Origin of the sequence: Rhodococcus sp. IEGM1428, from assembly GCF_050321865.1 — a bacterium.
Classification (GTDB): domain Bacteria; phylum Actinomycetota; class Actinomycetes; order Mycobacteriales; family Mycobacteriaceae; genus Rhodococcoides.
Window position 1 is genome coordinate 356,011 of the sequence record NZ_JBNQFW010000003.1, and the last position, 22,808, is coordinate 378,818.

27 protein-coding genes are annotated in these 22,808 nt (G+C 62.2%); 9 read left to right on the forward strand and 18 right to left on the reverse strand.

Features of this window, described 5'->3' with window-relative positions; translation table 11 throughout:
• Positions 1–157: 157 nt before the first annotated feature.
• Complete coding sequence (locus tag ACQR3T_RS16430) at positions 158–1,192, reverse strand: hypothetical protein (RefSeq protein ID WP_428694164.1); 1,035 nt, start codon at positions 1,190–1,192, stop codon at positions 158–160.
• On the reverse strand, positions 1,189–2,505 hold the full coding sequence (locus tag ACQR3T_RS16435; RefSeq protein ID WP_428694165.1) for a hypothetical protein: 1,317 nt from the start codon (positions 2,503–2,505) through the stop codon (positions 1,189–1,191). Before ACQR3T_RS16435 ends, ACQR3T_RS16430 begins: the two co-directional genes overlap by 4 nt.
• A 136-nt stretch (positions 2,506–2,641) precedes the next feature.
• On the opposite strand from ACQR3T_RS16435, the gene ACQR3T_RS16440 reads away from it, so the two are divergent.
• Complete coding sequence (locus ACQR3T_RS16440; protein WP_428694166.1) at positions 2,642–3,256, forward strand: hypothetical protein; 615 nt, start codon at positions 2,642–2,644, stop codon at positions 3,254–3,256.
• A gap of 42 nt (positions 3,257–3,298) precedes the next feature.
• Here the strand turns inward: ACQR3T_RS16440 and ACQR3T_RS16445 are convergent, their stop codons facing one another.
• Both ACQR3T_RS16445 and ACQR3T_RS16450 read right to left on the reverse strand, forming a co-directional pair.
• On the reverse strand, positions 3,299–3,934 hold the full coding sequence (locus ACQR3T_RS16445; protein ID WP_428694167.1) for a DUF1109 domain-containing protein: 636 nt from the start codon (positions 3,932–3,934) through the stop codon (positions 3,299–3,301).
• 186 nt (positions 3,935–4,120) lie between these two features.
• Positions 4,121–4,639 carry a hypothetical protein gene (locus tag ACQR3T_RS16450; RefSeq protein ID WP_428694168.1) on the reverse strand — a complete coding sequence of 173 codons (519 nt, stop codon included), beginning with the start codon at positions 4,637–4,639 and terminating at the stop codon, positions 4,121–4,123.
• Between the two features lie 423 nt (positions 4,640–5,062).
• Here ACQR3T_RS16450 and ACQR3T_RS16455 point away from each other — a divergent pair, with 423 nt between their 5' ends.
• The gene (locus ACQR3T_RS16455) at positions 5,063–5,665 is read left to right on the forward strand and encodes a GNAT family N-acetyltransferase (RefSeq protein ID WP_428694169.1); all 603 of its coding nucleotides are present in this window, start codon (positions 5,063–5,065) and stop codon (positions 5,663–5,665) included.
• Between the two features lie 45 nt (positions 5,666–5,710).
• On the opposite strand, the gene ACQR3T_RS16460 is transcribed toward ACQR3T_RS16455, so the two are convergent.
• A complete protein-coding gene (locus tag ACQR3T_RS16460) occupies positions 5,711–6,322 on the reverse strand; it encodes a class I SAM-dependent methyltransferase (protein ID WP_428694170.1) in 612 nt (203 codons plus the stop codon).
• A gap of 93 nt (positions 6,323–6,415) precedes the next feature.
• Entirely contained in the window at positions 6,416–7,549 is a 1,134-nt protein-coding gene (locus ACQR3T_RS16465; protein ID WP_428694407.1) for a GGDEF domain-containing protein, read from the reverse strand.
• On the opposite strand from ACQR3T_RS16465, the gene ACQR3T_RS16470 reads away from it, so the two are divergent.
• Complete coding sequence (locus tag ACQR3T_RS16470; protein WP_428694416.1) at positions 7,455–7,880, forward strand: hypothetical protein; 426 nt, start codon at positions 7,455–7,457, stop codon at positions 7,878–7,880. The two genes, ACQR3T_RS16465 and ACQR3T_RS16470, sit on opposite strands and share 95 nt — an antisense overlap.
• A 5-nt stretch (positions 7,881–7,885) precedes the next feature.
• Here the strand turns inward: ACQR3T_RS16470 and ACQR3T_RS16475 are convergent, their stop codons facing one another.
• The gene (locus tag ACQR3T_RS16475) at positions 7,886–8,299 is read right to left on the reverse strand and encodes a type II toxin-antitoxin system VapC family toxin (RefSeq protein ID WP_428694171.1); all 414 of its coding nucleotides are present in this window, start codon (positions 8,297–8,299) and stop codon (positions 7,886–7,888) included.
• On the reverse strand, positions 8,281–8,514 hold the full coding sequence (locus tag ACQR3T_RS16480; protein WP_428694172.1) for a type II toxin-antitoxin system Phd/YefM family antitoxin: 234 nt from the start codon (positions 8,512–8,514) through the stop codon (positions 8,281–8,283). Before ACQR3T_RS16480 ends, ACQR3T_RS16475 begins: the two co-directional genes overlap by 19 nt.
• Positions 8,515–8,641: 127 nt before the next feature.
• On the opposite strand from ACQR3T_RS16480, the gene ACQR3T_RS16485 reads away from it, so the two are divergent.
• Together ACQR3T_RS16485 and ACQR3T_RS16490 are read left to right on the forward strand one after the other, a co-directional pair.
• Positions 8,642–8,959 (forward strand): hypothetical protein, encoded by a 318-nt coding sequence (locus tag ACQR3T_RS16485; protein ID WP_428694173.1) that lies wholly within the window; start codon positions 8,642–8,644, stop codon positions 8,957–8,959.
• 240 nt (positions 8,960–9,199) lie between these two features.
• Positions 9,200–10,168 (forward strand): AurF N-oxygenase family protein, encoded by a 969-nt coding sequence (locus ACQR3T_RS16490; RefSeq protein WP_032376108.1) that lies wholly within the window; start codon positions 9,200–9,202, stop codon positions 10,166–10,168.
• Here ACQR3T_RS16490 and ACQR3T_RS16495 read toward each other — a convergent pair.
• From ACQR3T_RS16495 to ACQR3T_RS16510, 4 genes are read right to left on the reverse strand one after another with little or no spacing between them, the layout of a single operon-like run.
• Positions 10,141–10,884, reverse strand: a complete 744-nt coding sequence (locus ACQR3T_RS16495; protein ID WP_052057791.1) for a TetR/AcrR family transcriptional regulator — start codon at positions 10,882–10,884, stop codon at positions 10,141–10,143. The genes ACQR3T_RS16490 and ACQR3T_RS16495 overlap by 28 nt on opposite strands.
• Before the next feature lie 35 nt (positions 10,885–10,919).
• Positions 10,920–11,468 carry a copper resistance CopC family protein gene (locus ACQR3T_RS16500; protein ID WP_428694174.1) on the reverse strand — a complete coding sequence of 183 codons (549 nt, stop codon included), beginning with the start codon at positions 11,466–11,468 and terminating at the stop codon, positions 10,920–10,922.
• A gap of 14 nt (positions 11,469–11,482) precedes the next feature.
• Positions 11,483–11,839: an ArsR/SmtB family transcription factor gene (locus ACQR3T_RS16505; RefSeq protein WP_032376110.1), complete on the reverse strand. Its 357-nt coding sequence runs from the start codon at positions 11,837–11,839 to the stop codon at positions 11,483–11,485.
• Positions 11,840–11,853: 14 nt separating this feature from the next.
• Positions 11,854–13,059: an MFS transporter gene (locus ACQR3T_RS16510; protein ID WP_428694175.1), complete on the reverse strand. Its 1,206-nt coding sequence runs from the start codon at positions 13,057–13,059 to the stop codon at positions 11,854–11,856.
• A 121-nt stretch (positions 13,060–13,180) separates the two neighbouring features.
• On the opposite strand from ACQR3T_RS16510, the gene ACQR3T_RS16515 reads away from it, so the two are divergent.
• Positions 13,181–14,407 (forward strand): sensor domain-containing protein, encoded by a 1,227-nt coding sequence (locus ACQR3T_RS16515; protein WP_032376111.1) that lies wholly within the window; start codon positions 13,181–13,183, stop codon positions 14,405–14,407.
• A 141-nt stretch (positions 14,408–14,548) separates the two neighbouring features.
• On the opposite strand, the gene ACQR3T_RS16520 is transcribed toward ACQR3T_RS16515, so the two are convergent.
• The 4 genes from ACQR3T_RS16520 to ACQR3T_RS16535 form a co-directional block, all read right to left on the reverse strand.
• The gene (locus ACQR3T_RS16520) at positions 14,549–15,532 is read right to left on the reverse strand and encodes an ornithine cyclodeaminase family protein (RefSeq protein WP_428694176.1); all 984 of its coding nucleotides are present in this window, start codon (positions 15,530–15,532) and stop codon (positions 14,549–14,551) included.
• Positions 15,533–15,534: 2 nt separating this feature from the next.
• Positions 15,535–16,455 (reverse strand): ABC transporter substrate-binding protein, encoded by a 921-nt coding sequence (locus ACQR3T_RS16525; protein ID WP_428694177.1) that lies wholly within the window; start codon positions 16,453–16,455, stop codon positions 15,535–15,537.
• Between the two features lie 36 nt (positions 16,456–16,491).
• Positions 16,492–17,949, reverse strand: coding sequence for an MFS transporter (locus ACQR3T_RS16530; RefSeq protein WP_230594415.1), 1,458 nt, complete (start codon positions 17,947–17,949; stop codon positions 16,492–16,494).
• A 178-nt stretch (positions 17,950–18,127) separates the two neighbouring features.
• Positions 18,128–18,733 carry a GntR family transcriptional regulator gene (locus ACQR3T_RS16535; protein WP_428694178.1) on the reverse strand — a complete coding sequence of 202 codons (606 nt, stop codon included), beginning with the start codon at positions 18,731–18,733 and terminating at the stop codon, positions 18,128–18,130.
• Between the two features lie 130 nt (positions 18,734–18,863).
• Between ACQR3T_RS16535 and ACQR3T_RS16540 the strand changes: the two genes are divergently transcribed.
• A complete protein-coding gene (locus ACQR3T_RS16540) occupies positions 18,864–19,265 on the forward strand; it encodes a hypothetical protein (RefSeq protein WP_428694179.1) in 402 nt (133 codons plus the stop codon).
• Here ACQR3T_RS16540 and ACQR3T_RS16545 read toward each other — a convergent pair.
• The gene (locus ACQR3T_RS16545; protein WP_428694180.1) at positions 19,262–19,513 is read right to left on the reverse strand and encodes a hypothetical protein; all 252 of its coding nucleotides are present in this window, start codon (positions 19,511–19,513) and stop codon (positions 19,262–19,264) included. The genes ACQR3T_RS16540 and ACQR3T_RS16545 overlap by 4 nt on opposite strands.
• 395 nt (positions 19,514–19,908) lie before the next feature.
• On the opposite strand from ACQR3T_RS16545, the gene ACQR3T_RS16550 reads away from it, so the two are divergent.
• Positions 19,909–20,379, forward strand: a complete 471-nt coding sequence (locus tag ACQR3T_RS16550; protein ID WP_428694181.1) for a nuclear transport factor 2 family protein — start codon at positions 19,909–19,911, stop codon at positions 20,377–20,379.
• A 287-nt stretch (positions 20,380–20,666) separates the two neighbouring features.
• On the forward strand, positions 20,667–22,268 hold the full coding sequence (locus tag ACQR3T_RS16555) for an ABC-F family ATP-binding cassette domain-containing protein (protein WP_428694182.1): 1,602 nt from the start codon (positions 20,667–20,669) through the stop codon (positions 22,266–22,268).
• Positions 22,269–22,290: 22 nt separating this feature from the next.
• On the opposite strand, the gene ACQR3T_RS16560 is transcribed toward ACQR3T_RS16555, so the two are convergent.
• Positions 22,291–22,776, reverse strand: coding sequence for a hypothetical protein (locus ACQR3T_RS16560; RefSeq protein WP_428694183.1), 486 nt, complete (start codon positions 22,774–22,776; stop codon positions 22,291–22,293).
• Positions 22,777–22,808: the final 32 nt, after the last annotated feature.

Below are 22,808 nucleotides of genomic sequence, written 5' to 3' on the forward strand. Positions count from 1 at the left end.
GCCGGGGCCGTTCATCGCGGCAAGCGAAGACCCGAAATGGTCGATGCGAATGCGTCTGGGAAACCCGCAGGAACACCCGCCTACGCCTTTACCCGGAACGTTCGACGAAAACTAAAGTGCTGCAACAGTATGCAGCACATTTGTGGTGACGCTGCCGTCAGGGCGAGTCGCTTTTCTCATGGAGCTGCGGATTCAGTGGGGGTGTACCGACCACATCTTGGCCTGGGTGAAGCGCGTGTTGGAGTTGCGCCAAGGTCGCGTCGGTCAAACTGCCCGGTCCCAGGCCTAGTGCGCATGCCCAATCGAACTCGTCAGTCGACCATGCTCGGATCGGCGTCGGGTAGTGAGCGGTCCAGTTCACGGGGAGCAACCAGTCTTCGCTCGATCGCGCACGCCGCCACAATCTGCCGGCACCCTTCTCGAAGTGGGCTTCGAAGCCGTCTGGATGGTCTGGATCTCGTCGCACCTCGGTCGGGGTGAAGTCGACCAGGACATCCGCCTGTATGCGCTGCGCGCTGACGTTGTCGTGGAACCATCGCATGTTGTTTTTCGATCGCTCCACCTCTCGCGCCCGATCCTCGGCGAACACGTTGCGAGGCATTCTGACCGGGCCGGACCATATGAACGTCGAGTCCGGCAATTCGTCCGACACATCGCAGTCGACGTACGCCGCACTGCCCTCCTCGGACGTCTGCTTCAACACGGCCCCGGTCTCGATGTCGATCGTCAGCACCATCGGCGGGCTCTTGCTGCCGGTCTGCAGTTCCACGTTCCAGCATCGCCGTCCGAGGAATTCGACCTCTTCGATAGGACGCATGGGTCTGGTGAGGCCCGGCCGCGCCCAGTGTTCGACCGGGCGGGACACGATCAGATCCCGGCCCGGGTCGGGTATCCGTGTGTTGAGCTCGTTCGTTTCGATCGGATCTTCGTGACCGGCTTGAAATACCCAACATGTCTGGCCGTCGGCGATGAACAGCGGTTTCCCGTCGAGGGATTCCATGCGTGTCTTTCGACCGAAACGGAACAGGCGGATTTCGCCGAGCCCGAAACCCACATACGACGGAACGATGCCGTAGTGCCCGTCGTAGACGTTTCTCGGACCGTTGTCGGCGTGAATTGCGCGGGCGATACCCATGACCGGCCGCTGCGGACCGTCGACGATCTCGAGCAGCACTTCGACCCAGTGCGTCATACGTACAACACCCCTCCGACGGCGCGCGACCGATCCGTGTAGGCGCGGGTGTCTGCCTGCTCCATCAATTCCGTCGGGACATAGGAGGTTATATCGTCGAGACGTTGACCCTGTTCGTCGTACAGGTTGAGTCGAGCTACCAAGGTGAGCCCCTCGTAGTCGTCGTGGGTGAAACTGATGTGCAATCGGCCATGCGGCCAGTCCCCGATGAATTCGGCCCGCACGTCGTGCATTCTCTTCGAGAACTGTCGCCCGTGGAGTCGACGAACGCAGTACCGGACGTACGACACATGTTCAGGAGGTTCGTGAGCGACGGGGCGGCAGTAGCCCGTGATGTCCAGATCGTCTATGGCGGTTTCGAGTTCGGACTCTGCTGTGTCTATCGAGAGCCGAACAAGGTGGCGCTCCGAATTGAATTCGTCTGCAGACCTCACAAGAAGCCGGAGCTGGTCACCGTGTGCGGTGCCCTCGTAGGCCCGGACCCCGGGCAGTTCGATCTCACGTACCGGCACCGACGAATTGCCACGGAATGCGTTCACGAGGAGAGCGCCGCCGTGCCTGTCTGTCACGCCCCAGTGCCATCGGACGCCGTCTCCGAACGCGCGCTTGTGGCGGTGCAGTTCGTTGTACGTGATGTCTGCATACTCGCTGGTGTGCCATGCGCCGTCGGCCCGGGATCGAGGGTAGTCGTCGAGTTCTATGCGACTGTTACTTGCATCCAGCGGTAGACGAATCCACGACTTGGATTGTTGGAGAACATATCCTGCCGGAGTCGGGGTATCGCGATAGGTGCGCGACCATGGGGTGTGCTCGACGCCCAGCCGGACCGACTGTTCGTCGAAGTCGGCTGCGACGACAACCCCGTCGACGTCGATCGTAGAGGTGCCTCCGCCCGGGTGGGCCAGGAGCAGAGGTGGTCGCGGTCGCGGGCGGGGCAGCGGAGGCTCCTCCGCGGTTCGAGCGACGTCGTCACGCATGCGTGTGGGTCGAAAACACCAGGCTCCGGACGATCCCGCGGTCAGCAGATGTGTGCCCTCGAGGTACTCGGCGTGATGTACGCCGTCCACGGTCACGCAGGCCAGAACATCGGTTCCGCGGTAGTGAAGCCAGACACGGTCTTCGTGGGAGGCAATCGTCAGTGCAGGTGACGGTGAGGGTATCTCGGGCCAGGACACGAACCGATCGACTTGTCCGGATCTCGGTTCGAGAAGTGCTGCAACAGGCTGGGTTTCGTCGATCACCCACAGCCGGTCGGCAGCAAATCGAATGTATCGTGGGCGCAAGAGTCTGCGCTCGGACGACGGGGCGCTCATGCGCCTTTCTGCAGTGTCATGACTGCGACATTACCTCACCCCGTTCGACCTGTACTCTGAACCTCTTCGTCCCCGAACGGAGTATCCGGGAGTGTTTACGAATGCCAGCACACGACAGGGCCTCTGCAGGTGTCCCATGATGCCACGAGAGCGCGACGATATCGGTCATTACATCCTTGCGGGGTACGTAACCATCGCGGAAGCTCAACGGCTGCAGGTCAATCCACCGCACAGTTCGGTGGTTCGGGATTTACGGGATGACCTTCTCGTCCACCTCAGTGCGTATCCTCTCGGCGAGGCAGGGCCAGGCTCAGGACTCGCGGAATTGCAGGTGTTCGGTTCGGCCATCGAGCGCGAGCCCGCGGTCTGGGCGAAAGACATGGATGACTGGGTCGGTCGGCACATGATTGCCGTCGGGCGGACCGTCACGCGCGAGTCCCGGGAGCAGGCTCGCTGGGACATGTTAATGCCCTTGGGCTCACCTTCGACAGACCGATGGCAGGCGGCCATCAACGTTTTCACCCGCGTGATCAGCTCGCGGGCCGTGGAAGGCCTGATTCATCCTGTTCTCGCAGCGAACTCGATATGCGGGTGGCCAATTCCTGGGCCGCTGAACCAGCCGGATGTGCCCGGTATTGCGATGATCGGTACCACCAAGCGACTGTTCGATTCGTGGAAGGACAATCGCGCCCGGCGAGGCGCGATCGAGCAGGACATGATGGACGCGTTCCACGCCGGGACCTGGTCGTGAGGACTCTTTTCGTACCCTCTCACTAGTGGGGAGTTCGGCAGATCAATCTCGGTACACCGATTCGTATCGGTACCAGGGGCCGTCGAGGTGCGTAAAGGATAAATCGGCATCGTCTCGGCCGCTCGGTTCATGATCAGGTGAGTACACCCACCCGCTCGTAAAGCTCAAAAAGATGGTCGAATTGTCGACGAAGTAGACCTCCCCCGAAGAACCGCCTCGCGCGCGGCTGATGTCGAACGGACCGATCTCGAATTCCTCGCGGGACGTGTTCGGGTTCTCTCGGATGTCTGCGGCGATGGCCTCGAACTCGCTGCGCTTGTCGAGGAAGGTAGTGCTCGGCCCCCACACCACGAACGCGAAGGCGGCAGCGACGACGACGGGCGCGGGGAGTATCCACCAGGACCAACGTCGGTCGCGGCCGAGCACGTAGAGGGTTCGGATCGCCCACAACAAGCCAGTGACGGCCAGAACCAGAAGGACGAGGAGATGGCCCAGCAGTGGGTCGGCCCAGGTGTGTGCGCCGAACGGCGATGGCCACCAATTTCGTTTGACGCAGACCCACACCCCGACGGCAGCCGTCACGATGGTCAGCAGTATCGGACCGGGTGGCTTCGACCGTGTCTGCTCACCCGTGAGCTGCTGATACACCCACGTGTCGAGCGATGCCATTCTCGCCATCGAGTCAGCGTATCGGCCAACATCCTGCGGTCCACAACGACCAGTGTTGGTTGCAAACATTGCAGCGGTGGGGCTCGGCTCCGCAAGCCTCGGTTGTCAGCGAAAGTCCACGGCCGTCGGTGGTCGTCGTACCGCTTCCTCGCGCCGTACTGGCCACAGTGCGGAGTCGAGCCCCGATGGCTCGCGTTACGTATCCTTTCGGACGTGCGCGAAGTTGATCCGCTGCGGGGCGTTCGGATCTGGAGGCGGAGGCTTCTGCAGCTCGAACGCCGTTGCAAACCAGCCGCCGGAGGGGATTTCGAGTTCAGGCACTGTTCTGTCGTCGATATCTATCGGACTGGATGACGGGTCGCTGTCGTCCCATAACGTCACAACGCGCTCAGCTGCAGACGCGTACTGGTGGCCATCGAGTGTGTGCCGCGTTTCGGAGATACCGAAATGAGGCCACGAGAAATGCACGTCCAGCGGCCCGGATGGGGGGACTGGGGACAGAATGAGCCCGACCTTGCCGTGGAATGCACTTCCGCTGCTTCCATTCCCGCTCAACCCATTTCGCCTTCCCGGCAGATTGGTTCCGCGGATACCGTCTGCGGTCTCGAAGCCAATCAACATCTGCGGGGTGTGCGCCGGTTGACGCCTCCCGAAGCCGAACAGATCGAGGAATCGATCTGTTGCAGTCACACTGGCCTCGACCGTGAACGTCATGCAGGTGCTGTATACAAGCGCACCGGTGAGCCACACCGCGATCGTGTCGTTCCGGGCGAGAACGAGGTGGAGTGGAACTAGCTCGGGGATCTCGTTGGTTGGGACACCACGAAAGGGCGGCTGTCTCGGGCGGTTACGACCGGCGTCTCGTTCGTTGCTCACTGGACTACTCTGCCCAGATTTCAGGGAGTCGCGCAACACACGGGCCGCAGGTCGCACAATTGACATCGGGACAGTTGTGTCTGACGACAGGAGGAGTCAGCACCATGGCCGCACGTGTTGCCCCTACTCGGTCAGACGCAGCGTCACAGTCTCAGGTTCACAACCCGGCAGCTCGATGCCGGACGGCGTTCGAGGCGGGCATCCCGCGAGTCGGCGCGCAGGGGCCGCGTTATCGCGCATCGCCAGTTCGGTCCTGTAAGAATGAGACTCGTGCCCATTCTGGTCGAACCCATAATTCCCGAGGGATCGTTCGGCGGAGCTGATCAACCCGTCATCGAGGTGTCGCGGTCAGTGTCGCTGCGGCCGTGGGATGGTGGTGATGCAGCAGCGGTAGTGGACGCTTTCCAGGACCCACTCATTCAAAAATGGCACGTTCGGCGCCCAGATTCCGTCGAGGAAGCAGCGGGATGGATCGAACGGTGGCAGTCCGAGTGGCACAAGGAATCCGGAGCTCATTGGGCTGTTGTCGATCCATCATCGAATCTTCTATTCGGGCGAATCGGGTTGAAAGCTATCGACTTATACGACGGTACAGCCGAACTGGTGTACTGGATGGCCGTTTCGGCGCGTGGGCGCGGAGTGTGCTCGAACTCAGTGAAAGCGGTGTCGCGATGGGCTTTCGACGACATGACGTTCAATCGCATCGAGCTCGAGCACTCGGTCGACAATGCTGCTTCGTGCCGGGTGGCGGGTAAAGCCGGATTCCAGTTCGAGGGCACTCGTCGTAGGTCAGCACGTCACGCAGACGGGTGGCATGACATGCATGTGCACAGCCTCATTCGGGGAGATCTGAATGAGGGCTGAATGAACCTTGACCCTCGAGGCCACGGACGTCGTTGCGGCAATGGATCAGATCAGGCGGGTCACACGAACGACCGCGTCGCGCAACATCTTCGAGTGCACGCCTGTACCAACGACGGTCCTGGAACGTTCGGTCGCCGTCTCGATGCGCCAGGAGCCGTCGAACAGGGCAGTGATGTCTTTCGCGGTCACGGTGGCCTCGTGCGGCGGCGTGTCCTCGTGTGAATGATGGTGCGCGCCATCAGGTAAATGCCCCACGATGAGCAACGAACCGCCCGGTGCCACCCACTGCGCGATGTGTCGATAGAAGTCCAGTTGAGGAATCGACGGATGCGCGTAGTGGGTCATCACCAGATCCCATCGCTCGTCGGGATTCCAGGTGGTCAGGTCGGCTTCGATCCAGGTGACGTCGACGCCCGCCGCCTCGGATTGCCTTGCGGCGGTGGCGAGAGCGGCCGCGGAGATGTCAGCACCGGTGACCTGCCAACCCTGCTCGGCAAGCCAGATTGCCTCTGCTCCAGCGCCGCAGCCGGCGTCCAGGGCAGTGCCGGGTGTCATGGCGGCTGTTTCGTCTACGAGATACGGATTGGCCGCGACGAAGTGGGATGTTCTGTCATCCCAGTGCTGCTCCCAGTAGTTCTTGTCGAAAGCGTGCGTCATGTCATGGCCTTTCGTCGCGGTGTGTGACGTCAGAATGGCAGCCTGGAAGAAGAATGGCAATTAATATTGCTGTTTTGGCAAATCAGTCAAGGCTCAGTGAGGTGCGTCGGTGACCATTCGGTTACGACCGGCGCGCTTCGCCTGGAACATCAGTGCGTCGGCTCTGTCGAGAGTGTTGCGAAGACCTTCGTCCGGTCGCTGAAGCGTGTACCCGGCCGAGAACGTCACCCCCGAAGATGCGATCGCGGCTGCGAGAGCTTCGAGTGATCGAAGAGCGTCTCGACGATCGCAGTTACGCAGGGTGATCACGAATTCCTCTCCGCCCCAACGTGCCAGGAGTCCATCGTCGCCGATGCAGCTGCGAGCTGTCGATACGAAGTCGCGAAGCAACGCGTCGCCGGCAGCGTGGCCGAAGTTGTCGTTGAACTGTTTGAAGTGATCCAGATCGAGAACCGCGACGACCGTGTCGACCGAATGGTCGTCTACGACGGACACCACGTAGTCCGACCAGCCGCGACGGTTGAGTGCCCCGGTCAATTGATCTGTTCGGGACGCACGCAGGATGCCGTCCTCGATCTCTTTTCGTTCGGTGATGTCCAGAACGGCAGCGAGTGTCCAGTCGGCGTCGGACGGGCCGACAAAAGGAACCAGGGTGAGCAGAACCCAGCGAATCTCGTCGTTCGGTCGAACGAAACGCACCTCGAGCTTCACGGACTTTCCAGCTGCCGTGCCCGCGGCCATCAGATCCTCGACGTTGCCGTGGAGTGCAAGGTCGTCCGGGTGAGTGTGAACCGTTGCGGACCGACCTATCAGTTCAGAGGAGGACAGGCCGACGAGTTCGCAGTAGGCAGCGTTGACGTCGACGAACAATCCTTCGGCGTCGGAGAGAGCTTGCGCCACGGGGCTCGAGGCGAAGATGCGCCTGTACCGGTGTTCCTCCACGACGCAACGACCTGCTTTCTCCCCTTCTTTCAACGGGAGTCTAGTCGAGGCCGGGTCGATCCCAGAGCTGTCGCGCACGTCGACGTACCACGGTAGATAACAAACTGGTACGAATGTACGATTTTCGGGAACCGATCGCCGTCGGGTGCCGTCGAAGAGGTGGGTAGCCGGCCGACGATGGGGGTTTTCGATGATGACGAAGTGGCGAGAAGTGACGAGCGCCGAGTGCCAAGAAGATTTCGACGATCTGCTCGACGTCTGCGTCGAAATTGCCGCCGAACGCATCGGCGAGAACTGGGGACTCGACCCGGTCGCTGTCGTCAACCACGTCTCTCTCGGGCAGAGGATCCTTCCGGTGGAGGTGGATACGTCGTCCACCATGACGGTGTACGAACAACTCGTCGGACGGTTGCGTGCCGTCGCCGACGATGTGCGGTCTTACGCCATCGTGTCCGACGCGACCGCCGAGGGGGCGTCGGACACACATCTCGAGATTCTGCTCGAACATCGCGAGTATGCGATGCAGATTCACGTCCCGTACGTGATCTCCGATGCGAAGGCATTCGATCTCGGACCGATGAAAGCTGTTGTGGGACAGCAGCTTCTGTGGGGTTGAAGCGGTCACCCGCGGGTGTCGAGAGTCGGCGTCAACGCCCCGTCGATGACGATTCGGTCGCTCGTGACAATCGTCAGGTGTCGACGGAGGGCTTGGGCAACGATCATTCTGTCGAACGGATCCTTGTGGCCCCAGTCGAGCCGCCCGGCCGTCGACGCATCTGCAGAGTCGATAGCAAGGTCGGTCGCGTTCATTCCCGTCAACACCTCGGTCCATGTCGACAGCAGGGTGCCCCCGTCGAGTCGGCCGATCCGAGTCTTGATCGCGATCTCCCACGCCGAGGCGGCCGAGATCATCAACTCGTTTCCTTGATCGGCGAGGGTCTTGCGAATGTCCTCGGGCATCCTCTCCGGATCGGTGACGAGCCGCAGCAATGCATTGGTGTCGAGAAGGAACGACGTCACTCCGGCGACCCCCACGCGGCCAGTTCCGACGGGGGGAGAGGTTCGTCGAAAGAATCCGGCACGACGAGATCTCGCAGTTGGCCGAAGACGCGCGGTGTCGGTCGAGCGGGCGTCAGCACAGCAACCGGTCGACCGTGGTTGGTGATCGTGACCGAGATGCCAGTTTGCTCGACCTCGGCCAAGATCGCGTTGAGCCGCGTCTTGGCTTCTGTACTGGTGATCGTCTTCACCATCACAGATTAGACCAGTGAAACTGGTCCGAATAGTCTTTTCTCGTTGGTCGACCCTCTGCGGTTTGGCACTCTCTGCTGCCGAGTGCCAAAATGGAGGCACATTCTTGCTCGAAAGGAGTAGACAGTGACCGTCACCTCTTCCAACTTCAAAGCCAGTGAGTTGGACGAAAACATGCCGCTCAAGTGGTGGAATCGGCGCATCCGTACTCGCGCTCAGGTGACCGAAATCGCCGTGATGTTCGGTGCCCTGTCGATCGTCTCGTTCTGGGCCGCTGGGCTCGGTATCGCCGCAGGCCTGATTGCCGTCGCCGCGGCGCTGTGGGCCGACCGGACCCCTGATCTCGAGGGCGAGCCTGCCGAACGCTGGGACCTGGCGCTCGCCGTCGGTACCGGAGTTATCGGCGTCATCGTCGGCGCGGGCTTCCTTGCAATGGTGTTGTAGGGCGACTTCGTCGCACGTGCACGGAACTTCGTAGCCCTCTATGAATTTCTATGCACGACGACGGCGCGCGGAGAGTCCTCCGGGCCGGTCGACCGCACAGCGGTCGGCCGGTTTCGTCGTTTCGAAGCGAATTCCTGGAGTATCTGCGACGGTCCGTTGCACTAACTCGGTTTATGTGTGACGCTGTGTTGCGTACACATTCTTCGTACATATTGTTCGGACGCAGGCGGAAGGAACACCATGACTGCAGTCGACGACTCTCGGACGGTCTACCGAGACACCTTGCATGCGCTGTCGACGGCATCGGTGCATCAGCACTTCGACGCCTTCCTCGACATTCCGTGGGACGAGCCCGAGTACGCGATCGTTCCCAACGATCCGCGCTGGGTGCTGCCCGACGCGGACCCGCTCGGTCACACCGACTGGTACAAGTCACTTCCCCTGGACCGGCAGATCCACATCGGTATGTATCGCCAGGCCAGCATGGTCAAGGTGGGCCTGCAGTTCGAGCAGATCCTCATCAGCGGCCTCATGCACTACGCCCTGACGCTGCCCAACGACTCACCCGAATTCCGGTACTCGACTCACGAGGCCACCGAAGAGTGCCACCACACCCAGATGTTCCAGGAACTGGTGAATCGCATCGGCATCGACGTACCGGGCGGGCCCGCATGGTTCCGCAAGATCGTGCCGGTGCTCGCGCTGTTCGCCAGCCGATCTGCGCCGTTCGGATTCTTCGTCGGCGTCCTCGCGGGAGAAGAGCCGATCGACCACATGCAGAAGGGCGTTCTGCGTGCCGGGAGCGTCGGACACCCACTGGTCCAGCGCGTGATGCAGATTCACATCGCCGAGGAAGCCCGCCACATCGGCTTCGCGCATCAGTTCCTGCAGTACAAGGCTCCTCGCCTCGGCCCCTTCGAGAAGGCATCGATCTCGATCCTGACGCCGGTCATCATGCGACTGCTGTGCGACGTCATCATGAAACCGAGCAAGCAGATGCGACGCGACCTCGACATCCCCGACGAGGTAGTGGACGCCGTGTGGTGGAACAGTGACTCATCACGAAAGATATTGCGCGACACCTTCGGTGACGTACGCATGCTTGCCGGCGAACTGGGACTGATGAACCGAGTCTCGAAGCGAGTATGGCGCGCTCTCGGTATCGACGGACGGCCGTCGCGCTACCGCAGTGAGCCGTCGTTCGGCTGAGCTTCTCGGACGGTGTCGAGAGGGACGGTTTCGAGAGGAACCTGGGGAATGGCGATACCGCGGGAGGCACCGAGTCCCTTGACCTGGAGCCAGATGGTGTCGGCCAGGAACGTGGCGAAATGGTCCAGGCCGGTACGTGATTCGGTTTGACCGCTCCAACTGCGTACCGCGCCCATGCATCCGGAGACCAGTCCAGCCACCCATGGCCGTACCAGCGACCAGTCCTCGGGCGAGAGATCCGCGTGCACGATCGCGAGGAACGCGGCAACGCTCACTTCCAGTTGCTCGGCCAGCATCGCGTTGGTTTCTTCGAGGGGAGTGGGCGATTCGGCGCTGACATCCTGTTCGACGAAACGCGTCCACGCGGGGTGTTCGGCAACCCATCGCACGTAGGTGCTCACCGTGCGATGCACCACATCGCGTGGGGTGCCGGTCAACTCGAACGAGGTGACCAGGGCGGCCGTCAACTGGTCGCAGATGGCGCGCTGAATGGCGGTGTCCAGGTCGGTGCGATCTCGAAAATGACGGTAGAGCCCGGTGCGATGGACCCCGGCCTCCGCGGAAATCTGAGCGGTGGTGAGCCGTTCACCGGGTGCGATATCGCGGGCCAGCACCGTCATGGCGGCCGCGATGATATGGCGTCGACGATCGGTGTTGTGCTGTTCCCAACGCCGCTTGCGGCCGTCGGACTTGGGGCGTGACCCACCGTCGCTCATGCTGCATGTTCTCACGTCCACACTGGTCGAGGCTGTCAGTGGGTGCGTTTACGCAGCGCGAACAGCACACCCGATGCGCCGACCGCGACGACGACGACCGCAATGATCCAGATCGGGAAGCCGCTGTCGTCCTCGACCACCTCGGTGTCCTGAGGCGCGGCCTGCGCGGCCTCGTTGGTGAAGTCGAGGTTCGTGGTCGGCGGTGTTGCCGCCGCCGGGGATGGCTGGGTGAGCTGGAACGGGACACTGCCGGTGATCGGATGCCCGTCGGCCGAGACCACTCGATAGCCGATGGTGTACTCGCCTGCCGCGCCGAGGCCGTCGAGATCGACCGTCACCGTGCTGCCGTCGACGGCGGGATCCGATGCTGCCCAATCGATCCCGTCGGGCGAGATGACGGTGACGGTGGCGAAGTTCGACTGCACCGCCTGATTGAACGTCAAGGTCACCTCGTCCGGCGCGGCGTCGAGCGCGGCGTTCTCGGCAGGATTGCTCGACTGCAGAGCTGCATGCGCGGACGCGGGAGCGATCGACAGTGCCGTCGCGGCGAGAACTGTGGCTGCAATAACGGCCAGGCGTTTCATCGAGTGCTTCCTTGCTATTCGTGTGGAGGTTCGCCGGTTACCTTGTGGTCGGCGAAATTGAGGCCCTCCCGCACGAGACGGGCGAGGTGGCCGTCGGCCAAGCGGTAGATGACGTTGCGGCCCTCGCGTCGGGTCTCGACGAGTCCGGTGAATCGGAGTTTGGCCAGATGCTGGCTGACGGCGGTACGCGAGGTTCCGGTGGCTGTGGTGAGTGCGCTGACGTCCGCGGGACCGCGATCGAGCAGCCAGAGGATGTGGAGTCGGGTGGGATCGGACAGCATCCGAAAGGTGTCACTGGCAGTCGCCAGGCGGGCGGAGTCGGGTTGGACGGCATGGTCGAGACTGATGCGCGGTTCCTTCTTCGGTGGCATCGAACGTCTTCTCCCTACGCGGAGACGACGACCGGATCACGGGAGCGGCTCCACAGGCGTGCTGCGGACAGTCCCGCAAGTGTAGCCAAGCCGGTGAGCACTGCCGCCGCGGTGAACTGTCCGAATTGCGCTCCCACCCAGCCCGCGACCGGATACGTGATGAGAAACGCCGCATGAGACAGCGAGAACTGCGCGGTGAAGATCGACGTTCGAGTTCTCTCGTCGGATTCACGACGCAGAATTCTCGCCGACGGCGTGTTGATCATCGAGGTTCCGATGCCCAATATCGACCACGTGGTGGCGAGAGCAATCCAGGCCGTCGGTCCTCCGCTCAGGGTCGAGACTGCCGTCGCTGCGGCGGTTCCCGCGACGGCTACTGCGGTACCGGTGAGCATGAGGCGGTGGTCGTCGATGGATCTGAGGACTCGCGGAATGAACAGTGCTGCAACCATCGAGCCGGCACCGTAGAAACCGAGCGCGATGGCCAGTGAGCTGCTTCCACCTCCGAACAGATCGCGAACGTAGACCACGGAGTTGACGGTCACCAGTGCCGTAGCTGCGGCAACCACCGCGTTCAGAGCCATCAAACCTTGCAGCTCATGGTTTTTCACGAACGTCCTGATTCCGTCGGTCGGCCTGCTGCTTTCGGCCGCAACGTGTTTTGGAAGACGAGTGCCGATCACCATCACCGCGGAGACGACAAAGCCCAGTGCCGTTCCGACGAACAGGGTGTGAAAGCTGATCACCGTCAACAGTGCCGCCGCGATCAACGGGCTCACCAGGGATTCGAGGTCGTAAGCGAGACGGGACAGCGTCAATGCGCGGGTGTACTGCCGTGTGTCCGGAACGACTGCAGGGATGACCGCTTGGAAGGTGGGCGTGAAGGTCGCCGACGCCGCCTGCAGAACGAAGATCAGGACATAGATCTGCCACACCTGATCGATGAAGGGCAATGCCACCGCGGTGAGTGCCCGCACGGCATCCGCCGTGACGAGTACGAGCTTGCGGGGGAGCGCGTTCGTCAGGGACGAAACGATGGGTGCGACAAAAACATACGCGATCATCTTGATCGCCAGCGCCGTGCCGAGAACCGCTCCGGCGGAGCTGCCGGCGATGTCGTAGGCGAGTAGGCCCAGGGCCACCGTCAGCAGTCCGGTGCCGATCAGCGCGACGACCTGCGCCGTGAAGAGGCGTCGAAAGGCGAGATTGGCGAAAAGCATGGGTTCAACGTACACATATGTGCGCACTTGCGCACTCATGGGGTGGATGCGTGCTTCTTGCAGGCCAAGTGCGACAACTTTCGGTACCGTTGCGCAGTCGGCGTCGTAAATGAGGTGGGTCATGACCGTCACGCGTAATTCATCGAACGAGGTGATGCGCCGCGCCGTCGATCTGTTGCCGTCGATGATCGGCTATTGGGACTCCGGCCTCCGGAACGTTTTCGCCAACAAGGTGTATGCGAACTACTTCGGCATCGAGCCGTCGGTTCTGGTCGGTAAGCACATCAGCGAACTGCTCGGCGAGGCGCTGTATCAACTGAACTTGCCGTACATCACCGCTGCGCTCGGCGGTGAACAGCAGCAGTTCGATCGGACGCTCATCGACGTCAACGGTGCTGTGCGCGTTACGCAGGCCACCTACGTCCCCGACATCGTCGACGGTATCGTCGTCGGATTCACCGCGTTGGTCGTCGACGTCAGCGCCCGCGCCGAGATCGAACGAGAGCGAGATCGCGCGATGCGGCTGTTTCGAATCACGATGGAGAACGCCCCGATCGGCAAAGCTGTGATGACCCGCGACGGACGATGGCTCCAGGTGAACAAAGCCCTGTGTGAACTACTCGGCTACACCGCAGAAGAACTGCAGCACAAGACGTTTCGTGACATCACCCATCCCGATGACATCCCCCTCGCCGACGAACATCTGAAGGGACTGGCCGACGGGACTCTGACGAACGTGGCGTCGGAGAAGCGGTACATCCGCAAGGACGGTGCCACCATCTGGGTGCAGCGCAACGCGACCGTGGTGCGCGACGACGAATCCGGCGACGTGATCATCGCGCAGATCCAGGACATCACCGCACGCAAGGCCGCCGAAGCGCGACTCGAACGTCAGGTCCTGATCGACGACCTCACCTCGCTGGGAAATCGCCGACGATTGATGACCGAGCTGAACAGTCTCAGAGACATGTTCAGCGATCGGCCGGTCGGAATGCTCTTCGTGGACGTCGACGCGTTCAAATCCATCAACGATAAATTCGGGCACGCAGTGGGCGATCGCGTGCTCGCCGCCATCGGACGCCGCATCCTCGACAACGTGCGTGCGGATGATGTGGCCTGCCGCATCGGTGGAGACGAATTCGTCGCCCTGCTGCACACTGCCCGATCGGCCGAAGGAGTCGAACGCCTCGCCGACCGAGTCCGCGGCCTCCTCGCCGGTCCCTACGACATCGACGGCACCGACATCCCGGTATCGGTGAGCGTCGGATGGAGTTGGGAACCGACCACCGACCCGGACCAACTGCTGCGAATCGCAGACGAACGAATGTACTTGTCCAAGCGCGCCTGAGATCCGGATCAATGTGGGTGCCAGTCGGTCAGAGTGCAACAGAGTCGCATTCATCCGCCGGCGGGGTGCGGGGTGCGGGGTGCGGCGGGGTGCGGGGTGGGGTGGGGTCTTTCGCAAACGCGCGCGCGTTTGCTGAGGCGATCACGACGTCAGATCGATCTCGGTCCCCACTCCGGCGGCACGGGCGCGTCCGATCACCAATTCTGCGACCGCAAGATCCTCGAGTCCGATCCCGGTGGAGTCGAAGAGCGTGATCTCCGCGTCGGTCGATCGTCCGGGCTTCCGGCCGGTGATGACGTCGCCGAGTTCGGTATCGAAGTGGCTCTCGTCGACGGCCCCCTCGGCGATCGCCAGCACCGCGTCGCCCGACTTCGTCAGGGCTGTGGCGGTGCTGTCCACCACTACCCTCGACCGCGCCATGGCGTCGCCGTCGACCTCGCGTTCGTTCGGACGCGGCGCGGCTCCGACGACGTTGAGGTGAGTGCCCGCATGCAACCACGCGCCGAGCAGGATCGGAGTGATCGACGGGGTGAGCGTGCAGACGATATGGGATTGCTGCACAACATCTTCGACCGAGACGGCATGTTCGATCTTCAGATCCAGGTCCGCGATGCTGTCACGAAACCGTTCCACGGTATCGGCGGATCGAGACCAGACGACGACGCTCTCGAGATCCCGTACGCCGTGCAGCGCACGAACGTGTTCGACGGCCAAGTTACCGGCGCCGACGACGCCCACGACGGAACTGTCGGCACGTGCGAGGTGCGCGGTGGCCACGGCACTGGCGGCAGCCGTACGAATCGCCGTGATCGCCCGGCCGTCGAGTACCGCGACGCACTCGCCGGTGCGAGTCGACGTCACCAACATGGTCGAGCGCTGCCGGGGAAGGCCGCGTGCGCGGTTCCCCGGCAGGTCCGACAACACCTTCACCACTGCAAGTTCAGCGGTGCCGGACTGCGCCACCATAGGGATGATCCGACCGTCATCGGTGCCGTTCATCGACGGTGGGGCCGGATTCTGAGAGCTACCCGCGGACAGGTCGGCCAAGGCGCGCTCGACCGCGGTGAAGACCTCACTGCGGTCGAGGAGCGCCGATATCTCCGAATGGCGCAGTACCAGTGTCATGGTCAGCCGACAGACGTGAGCTCGGCTGCGTCGACGACGCGAGAAGTGACCAGGTCTGCGAACGCCGGTGCCGAGCGAACCATGCCTTCTTCCTGCAGTATTCGCATCCAGCGGTCACTGGCATCGCCGTCGATACGGACGGTGTCCCAGGTCTGCGACTGCTGAATTCTGGTGCATGCCGCAGAGAGCGTCGGCATTGCGATGTTCGGCCAGTGCTCGGCAAGCAGCGGTTCCAGCTCGGTCACCGGGGTGGCCTTGACTGTCGCCATAGCGGCGTCGAGACCCGTCGCAAACTTCACCAGACGCTCTTCGAGTTCCTCGAAACGGTCGGTGCGGCAGTAGTACACGCTGTTCGGTCCGAGTCCGCCGACCTCGGCGTATTCGACGACGATGTGCCCGGTGCCGCGATCGGACATGATCTGGGCGGTCGTGATGTCGAGAATGATCGCATCGCCCAGGCCGTCCTCGAACAGTTCGACGAACATCGGCGTCGACAAATCTCGCAAGAAGGTGGTGCGAGACGAGTCGACTCCACTCTCGCGCATCATGCCTGCGGTGATTGCGTACGGTGCACTACCGCCGATTCCCGGAGCCAGCACGGTCTTTCCGGTCAGCATCGACCAGTCGAATCCCTCCGGTGTCGGTTCCCGCATGACGAGGGCTTTGGGGAACTGGTGATTGAGCTGCGCGAAGACAGTGAGCTGTCGTGATGTGCCCCAGTACATTCCGGGGACCCACAGACCGCCGAGAGCGATGTCGGCTTCGCCGCTGGCGAGGTCGTCGAGCACGCCGGTCCACGGATCGCAGGCCTTGGCGTGGACGGACAGGCCGTTGTCTGCGAAAAGTCCTGCGTGATCGGCGTAGTACTCGGGAAGGTAGTTCAGTCCGTGCGCGGTAGCGGAGATGGACAGGAAGTCGGTCATGGTGTTCTCTTCTTTCTTTCGTAATACGGCTCTGAATTACGCTGCTACGAGTTCCTTTTCGTTCACCGCCTCCAACGATCGGCCGAAGGTCTCCGGGCCGAACTTCGCGGCGACGACGAGGAGGACGTACATGCCGGCGATCATCATGAAAACCCCAGCAACACCGGCGATATCGAAGAAGAAGAGGGCCGCGAACGGCATGACGGCTCCCGCGACATTGCCGATTCCGTTGACCACCGAGGTGCCCATGCCGCGGATGGACGTGGGGAACAGTTCGGGTGTCCATACCGAGAGCATCGTGTTGAGCATCATCGTGAAGAACTGGAAGATTGCGCCGAGGATCAAGATGGTGGCAACGCTGTTCGCCAGGGTTGCGAAGGCGATGGCGGAGATGCAACCGAGAGTCGCAGCGGTCATGACGGTGGGGCGTCGACGGACGCGTCCGGCCAAATAGCATGCTGCGCAGGCACCGAACAGGCTGCCGATGTTCATGATCATCGTGAACAACAGTGAGTCGGTGAGGGAATAACCGCGGGAGACCAACAGGATGGGCATCAGGAACAGCAGCGTGACCTGAGCACCGAAGGACATCCACGACGCGGCTCCGACGGCGGCTGTGCGGCGCAAGTTCTGTCCCTTGAAGACCTCGGCGTAGGACGTCTTCTCGGTGCTGGGCAGAATGTCCTCGGCAGTGACGAATTGCTTTGTCGGTCCGGGGTTTCGGAGGCCGGAGATGGAGCCGCTGGCCAGCCGAGTCAGGCTGCGATTGGCCTCGTCGACCCTGCCCTTGGACATCAGGAACCGAGGAGACTCGGGCAGATAGCGACGGAAGAAGACCACCAAGACTGCCGGCAACGCGAGGATGACGTAGGTCCAGCGCCACGAGGTGTCGTCGCCTCCGAGCATGCCACCGAGTGGGCCGAGTACCAGCATGAAGAAGCCGAAGGAGGCGATGTTGCCGATGCCGCCGGACGAGATGTTGAGCGTCGCCAGCAATGAGCCGCGGTGTCGGGTTGCAACGAGTTCGGCGAGAATGGCCAAGCCGACAGTGAATTCGCCGCCGAGGCCGATGCCGACGATGAAGCGGCTGGCGAGCAACATCTCGTAGCTCACGGCCGCTGCGCTGATCAGGCCACCGAGCGTGTAGACGAGAAGGTTGAGGCTCAGCGCAGTTCGGCGACCCCAGCGGTCTGCGATGTATCCGCCGACGAGGCGTCCCACGAGACCGCCGATCACGGTGGCTGTGTTGATGAGTGTCAATTGGGCGTTACCGATTCCGAGAGATTCCTTGATGAGCGGTCCCATCGCGCCGGTCGAGTTCTGCTCCAGGCTGTCGAAGAACAGACCGGCCATCAGTAGCAGGATCACTGCACCTTGCACTCGGGTGAAGCCGATGCGATCGAGCGCATTGGTCAGTCCTGATGCGGGTGGCGGTGTGGGTTCGGTCGGGGGGATGGGGGTAGGTGGGACGGATTCCGAGGTAGAGGCAGACATGGTGTGCTCCAGCGGGCTGGCAGGCACCGGCAACGGATGTTTTCCGGTGAGTCGCCTCTCGTAACTCTCCGAAACGACTGCCTAATTTGTATACAAAAAGTGTGTCATTTCAGTTATCTCCCGCTACGAACATGTTAAGGACTGGATATATCCCTCAAATAGTATACGACCCGACGGTTCAGGCCTGGCGTGGGGCGTCGGCCTCGTCGCGCCGGAGGTGTTCGTCCATCAGGAAACCGGCTTGTACGGGCGAACCGTTGAGGATTGCCGCGGCCAGGGCCGCGTGATCGTGGACGGACGCGCCCGGATCGTGGCCGAGACCCCAGGCCACCCGGCGATTGACCCCGGCCAGCATCTCGCGCAGTTGATCGTTGCCTGCCGCGATAGCGACCAGGTCGTGAAACGGTCGGGTCGTCTCCGCGGTGGGGGACTGCGCCCGGGCCTGCTCGACTACTGCGGTGAGTTCGTCCGCCACCGAGCCGCCCCTGTTCTTGGCGGCGAGCTGGGCGGCCAACACCTCCAGCCCGTGCCGAACTTCGAGGAGTTCTTTGTTCTCCTTGTGCAGCGTTGTCGAGACCGTCGCACCTCTATAGCGAACGATCGTGACGAAACCTTCGGCCTGGAGCTGGGCGAGCGCTTCTCGCACCGGTACCCGAGAGACGCCGAAAGCCTTGGCAATCGACTCCTCGACCAGCCGCTCACCGCCGACGCGACGACCGGACAGAATCTCCTCACGCAACGTCTGAGCAATGATGCCGCCCGAAGATTCGCCGTCTGGATTCACGAGGCGAGTCTAGATCGGTCGATGGCTATGCCGCTTCGGCCACCTAAGAGGCCGGTGCCGCTCTGGAACGGTAAGGCCGTCCGTCATATGTTTGAGTCAGCACATGGAATGGATCGCGAAGGAGCTGTGTGTGGCCGCCGTAAGCGGCGCATGTACAGCCGCAGTGATGATGCTGCCGGTGATCGTCGACGGCCGGTGGTGGAATCTCACACCTTTCGTCATCATCGGCGGGCTCTTCGGGGTTCCGGTCGGACTCGTCGCGGTTGCCGGCGGGCGCTATGCGATGCGGACCGCGGTGTTCTGGCCACCTCGCAGTCGCAACCGATGGCGTCATCGATTCGGTCTGTGCTCTGCGGCATCGGTGGTGTTGCTGGTCGCAACACTGTTCGCCTGGGCAGTAGCCGCATCGTCCGGGGGCTCGGGCTTCCCGATATTGCTGATCGCGCTGGCAGTGCTGGGGGCCGTCAGCTACTTGTTCGCCTACGTACTCGCGCCGGGTGACTACGCCGGTGCAGATGTCGAGGCGACCTAGGTTCGCTGGCAGTCGACCCGATACGCAAGATAGAGGTACAGAACTCCGGTGATCGCGCCGCCCATGCATCCGACCGCGATGTCGAGGGGAATCGATCCGAAACTCGCTACCAGTCGAGCCAGGAGAAATCCGACCGCCGCCGCGGGAACCAATGCGAGAGCGTTGATGTAGTCGCTGCGAGTAGCCCCGCCCTTCTTGCTCATCGGGCCGGTCATCACGTACTCGCGAAACGTTCGCTGGTTCGACACGTCGATCCTTCTGTGGTGCAGTCGGTACCGTAACAACATACCGAGCGGTCGACTTTGTCCGATTCGACTGAGAGACGGGGACGCAATGCGCGCGGTGATCTTCCTGGTAATACTGGGCGTTGTGTACAAGTGGCCGCTGTTCGGAGACAGTTCTGGTGTTGGTCGGCACTGTCGCAGGGCATCGTTTTCGGAGCGATCGTGAGTACGGTCGCGACACCCGCGGGCTGGAGGGCCATCCGCCGCATCAGAAGTCGACTCGACGGGACCTATCGCTCGAATCCTGAAGTCCCCGAATGAAATCGGGTGCATCTGACCGCGCTAAGCGCGGTCAGATGCACCCAACTCGATCGGTAGTACCCGTTGCGAGCGGGATCTCCACGAGGCACACTTTTGGAATGCAGGGTGAGGCTGAACCGAATCGGTGGTCGGACAGTCAGGAAGTGCTGGCTGTTGTCAACGAGTACTTTCGTAGTCTCGACGATCGTGAGCTCGACGCCGAGCATCTCCGTCGTATTTTCGGTGACGATGGCCGGATCGTTCGGCCGGACGACACCACCACCATCGGTCCCGAAAAGATCGGGCGGACGCACACACACAACTTCTCACGGTTCGAGGCCACCCAGCACCTCGTCACCGGTCACACCATCACGATCGATGAATATCGTGCCCAGTTTCGAGCGAACTTGGTGGCCATACATATCTGGAAGGATCGACCGAAGGGCAAGCTCGACGATCGCGCATTCACTGCGGGAGGTGTGGTGACCGCGGCCCTCGACCGGACTTCCAATGGTTGGCGGATTTCGACACTGCACCTCCGTGTCGTCTGGCGAACCGGTCACTTCGGTGACATGAGGCCATCGCACTGAGGCGTGACCTCCGGGTGTCGAAAGGCAACCGGACTTTCAGCTCGCAAGCCTGAATTCTCCACTCGATTCGATAGCTTCATCGACTCGCTTCCGGAAACGGGTGGCAGGCCAGCGACGCTGCTTGCTACCGTCGGGGCATGCATTTGATCTTCGAGTGACGGACTACGTAAGCACCACCGAGCGCCGGGATGCCGGCGTCGGTCGGTGCCGTCGTTCTCGGACCGTCGTGGTCCAGCCCCGTCAACTCGCTCGCACTTACATTGGTGCGCCTGCTCTTTGGAGATCAAATGCAACATTCAACAGCTGTTTCTGCGCGCTCCGACGCTCAACTCGTTGCCTCGAACATCACTGTCGCCTTTGGCGGATCGACTGTATTGAGCGGTGTCGACATCGCGGTGACTGCCGCATCGCGGTGGGCGATAGTGGGCGAGAACGGACGCGGCAAGTCAACCCTCCTGAACGTCCTGGCCGAAAGGCTGACGCCGGATTCCGGCTACACGTCATGCGTCGGAACTGTCGGAGTGGCCGAGCAGGAAATGGTGACCACCGATGAACGAACAGTGGGCGAGGTGCTTCGAGAATCCGTCGCCGATTCGATTGTGGCTTTGACGAATCTCGATGCCGCCGCGGAGGAACTCGCTACTGGCGTCGGAGGAGCCGAGCAGAGGTACTCCACAGCATTGCAGCGAGTCGAGTCTCTCGATGCGTGGGACGCCGAGCGGCGGGTGGATATCGCTCTCGATGGCCTCGGCGCAGTGAGCGAGAGATCTCGGCTACTGACCGAACTCTCTGTTGGACAACGTTATCGGGTTAGACTGGCGTGCCTACTCGGAGGGAATCATGATTTCTTGCTGCTCGACGAGCCGACCAATCACCTCGACCGAGCGGGTCTCGACTATCTGACAGACCGACTTCGAGCTCGTACAGGCGGCGTCGTAGTGGTCAGCCACGACCGTGCGCTGATCTCCGATGTAGCGCAACATATTCTGGACCTCGACCCGACGCCGGACGGCCGGCCACGCATCTACGGCGACGGATACGACAGCTATCGCGCCGGGCGCGCTGCCGAGCTGGTCAGGTGGGAGCAGGAGCATCGACAGCAGTTGGCGGAGACGGCGAGACTGCGCGAGGATCTGAGCAAGGCGCAGAACAGGCTCGTCGGCAGTTGGAGACCCGACAAGGGCACGAACAAGCATCAACGTGCCACCCGCGCCGGGGGTCTCGTCCGGAACGTGCAACGCCGGCAGCAAGATTTGAAATCTCAGCTGCTGCCCGTTCCGGAACCCCCGCAGCGGTTGAGGTTTCCGCAGATCGCTGCAGCATCCGGTTCTTCCCTGTTGATTGCGGATGATGTCGCAGTCGATGGTCGGCTGAATGGGCCGGTGGCGTTGAACCTGAAGGCGGGCGGCAAGCAGGTGGTGACCGGCCCCAACGGGTCGGGGAAGTCCACACTGCTGTCCGTGCTGGCGGGTGAGCTGGATCCGACGGCTGGGCAGGTTCGGGCTTCTCGTACTGCGCGAGTAGTGCTGCTGCGGCAGGAGTCCGCACTGCCTCCAGAATGTTCAGCAGGGCAGTACTTCCGGTCCTGTACCGGCATGACGGTCTCGTTGTCTTCGCTCGGTCTGTTGCGATCGAGGGAGGCGAACAAGCGAATCGGGGAGCTCTCGATGGGTCAACAGCGTCGACTCGATCTGGCGCTCGCACTGGCTCGCCGCCCACACGTCCTGTTGCTCGACGAGCCGACGAATCACCTGTCCATCGCTTTGGTGGACGAATTGACCCAGGCATTGCACGCAACCGACGCGGCGGTGGTTGTCTCCACCCACGATCGACAGATGCGTCGGGATCTGAGCGACTGGAATGTTCTCGATCTCGAGGGTGAGCGATAGACGCGGGGCCGGGTACTCCGACTCACGCGCACGCGTCGGGGCCGTCGAAAGCGCCCACGAATCCGCAAGCGAAAGTGCGGGAAACCTTCCATTCGTTTTCCCAACGGACGAAGGGAATCGGACCGACCGGATAGGGCTCTATACTTCCCAGATGCCCTTGCCCGCTCGCGTGGACGGCGTCCGGACCGGCGGGTTCGACCGTCGTGAATTCGATGTGTTGTGGATCGGGTTGGGCACCCCATGCGCGTGCGAGTGACACGTTGTGTTCGACGGGTCCGTCGAACAGGCGGGCCCGATCATCCTCCCGTATACCGTAATTCAGGCTTGCGGCGAGAAGATCGGTCAGTTGCTGTGCGGTGGGAACAGTGTCGGTGACCGGTGGAGGGGGAGGGGAGAACTGGGTCGAACGAACCGAGGCCACCGGAACTCGGGGTTCATCGACTTCGGCAGGCGCGCAGGCACAGACCATCATCACGAGAGCGATAGCAGACACTCCGGCGCTTCTCATCCGCTCAGTATGTACCGATTGTCGTGCCACCA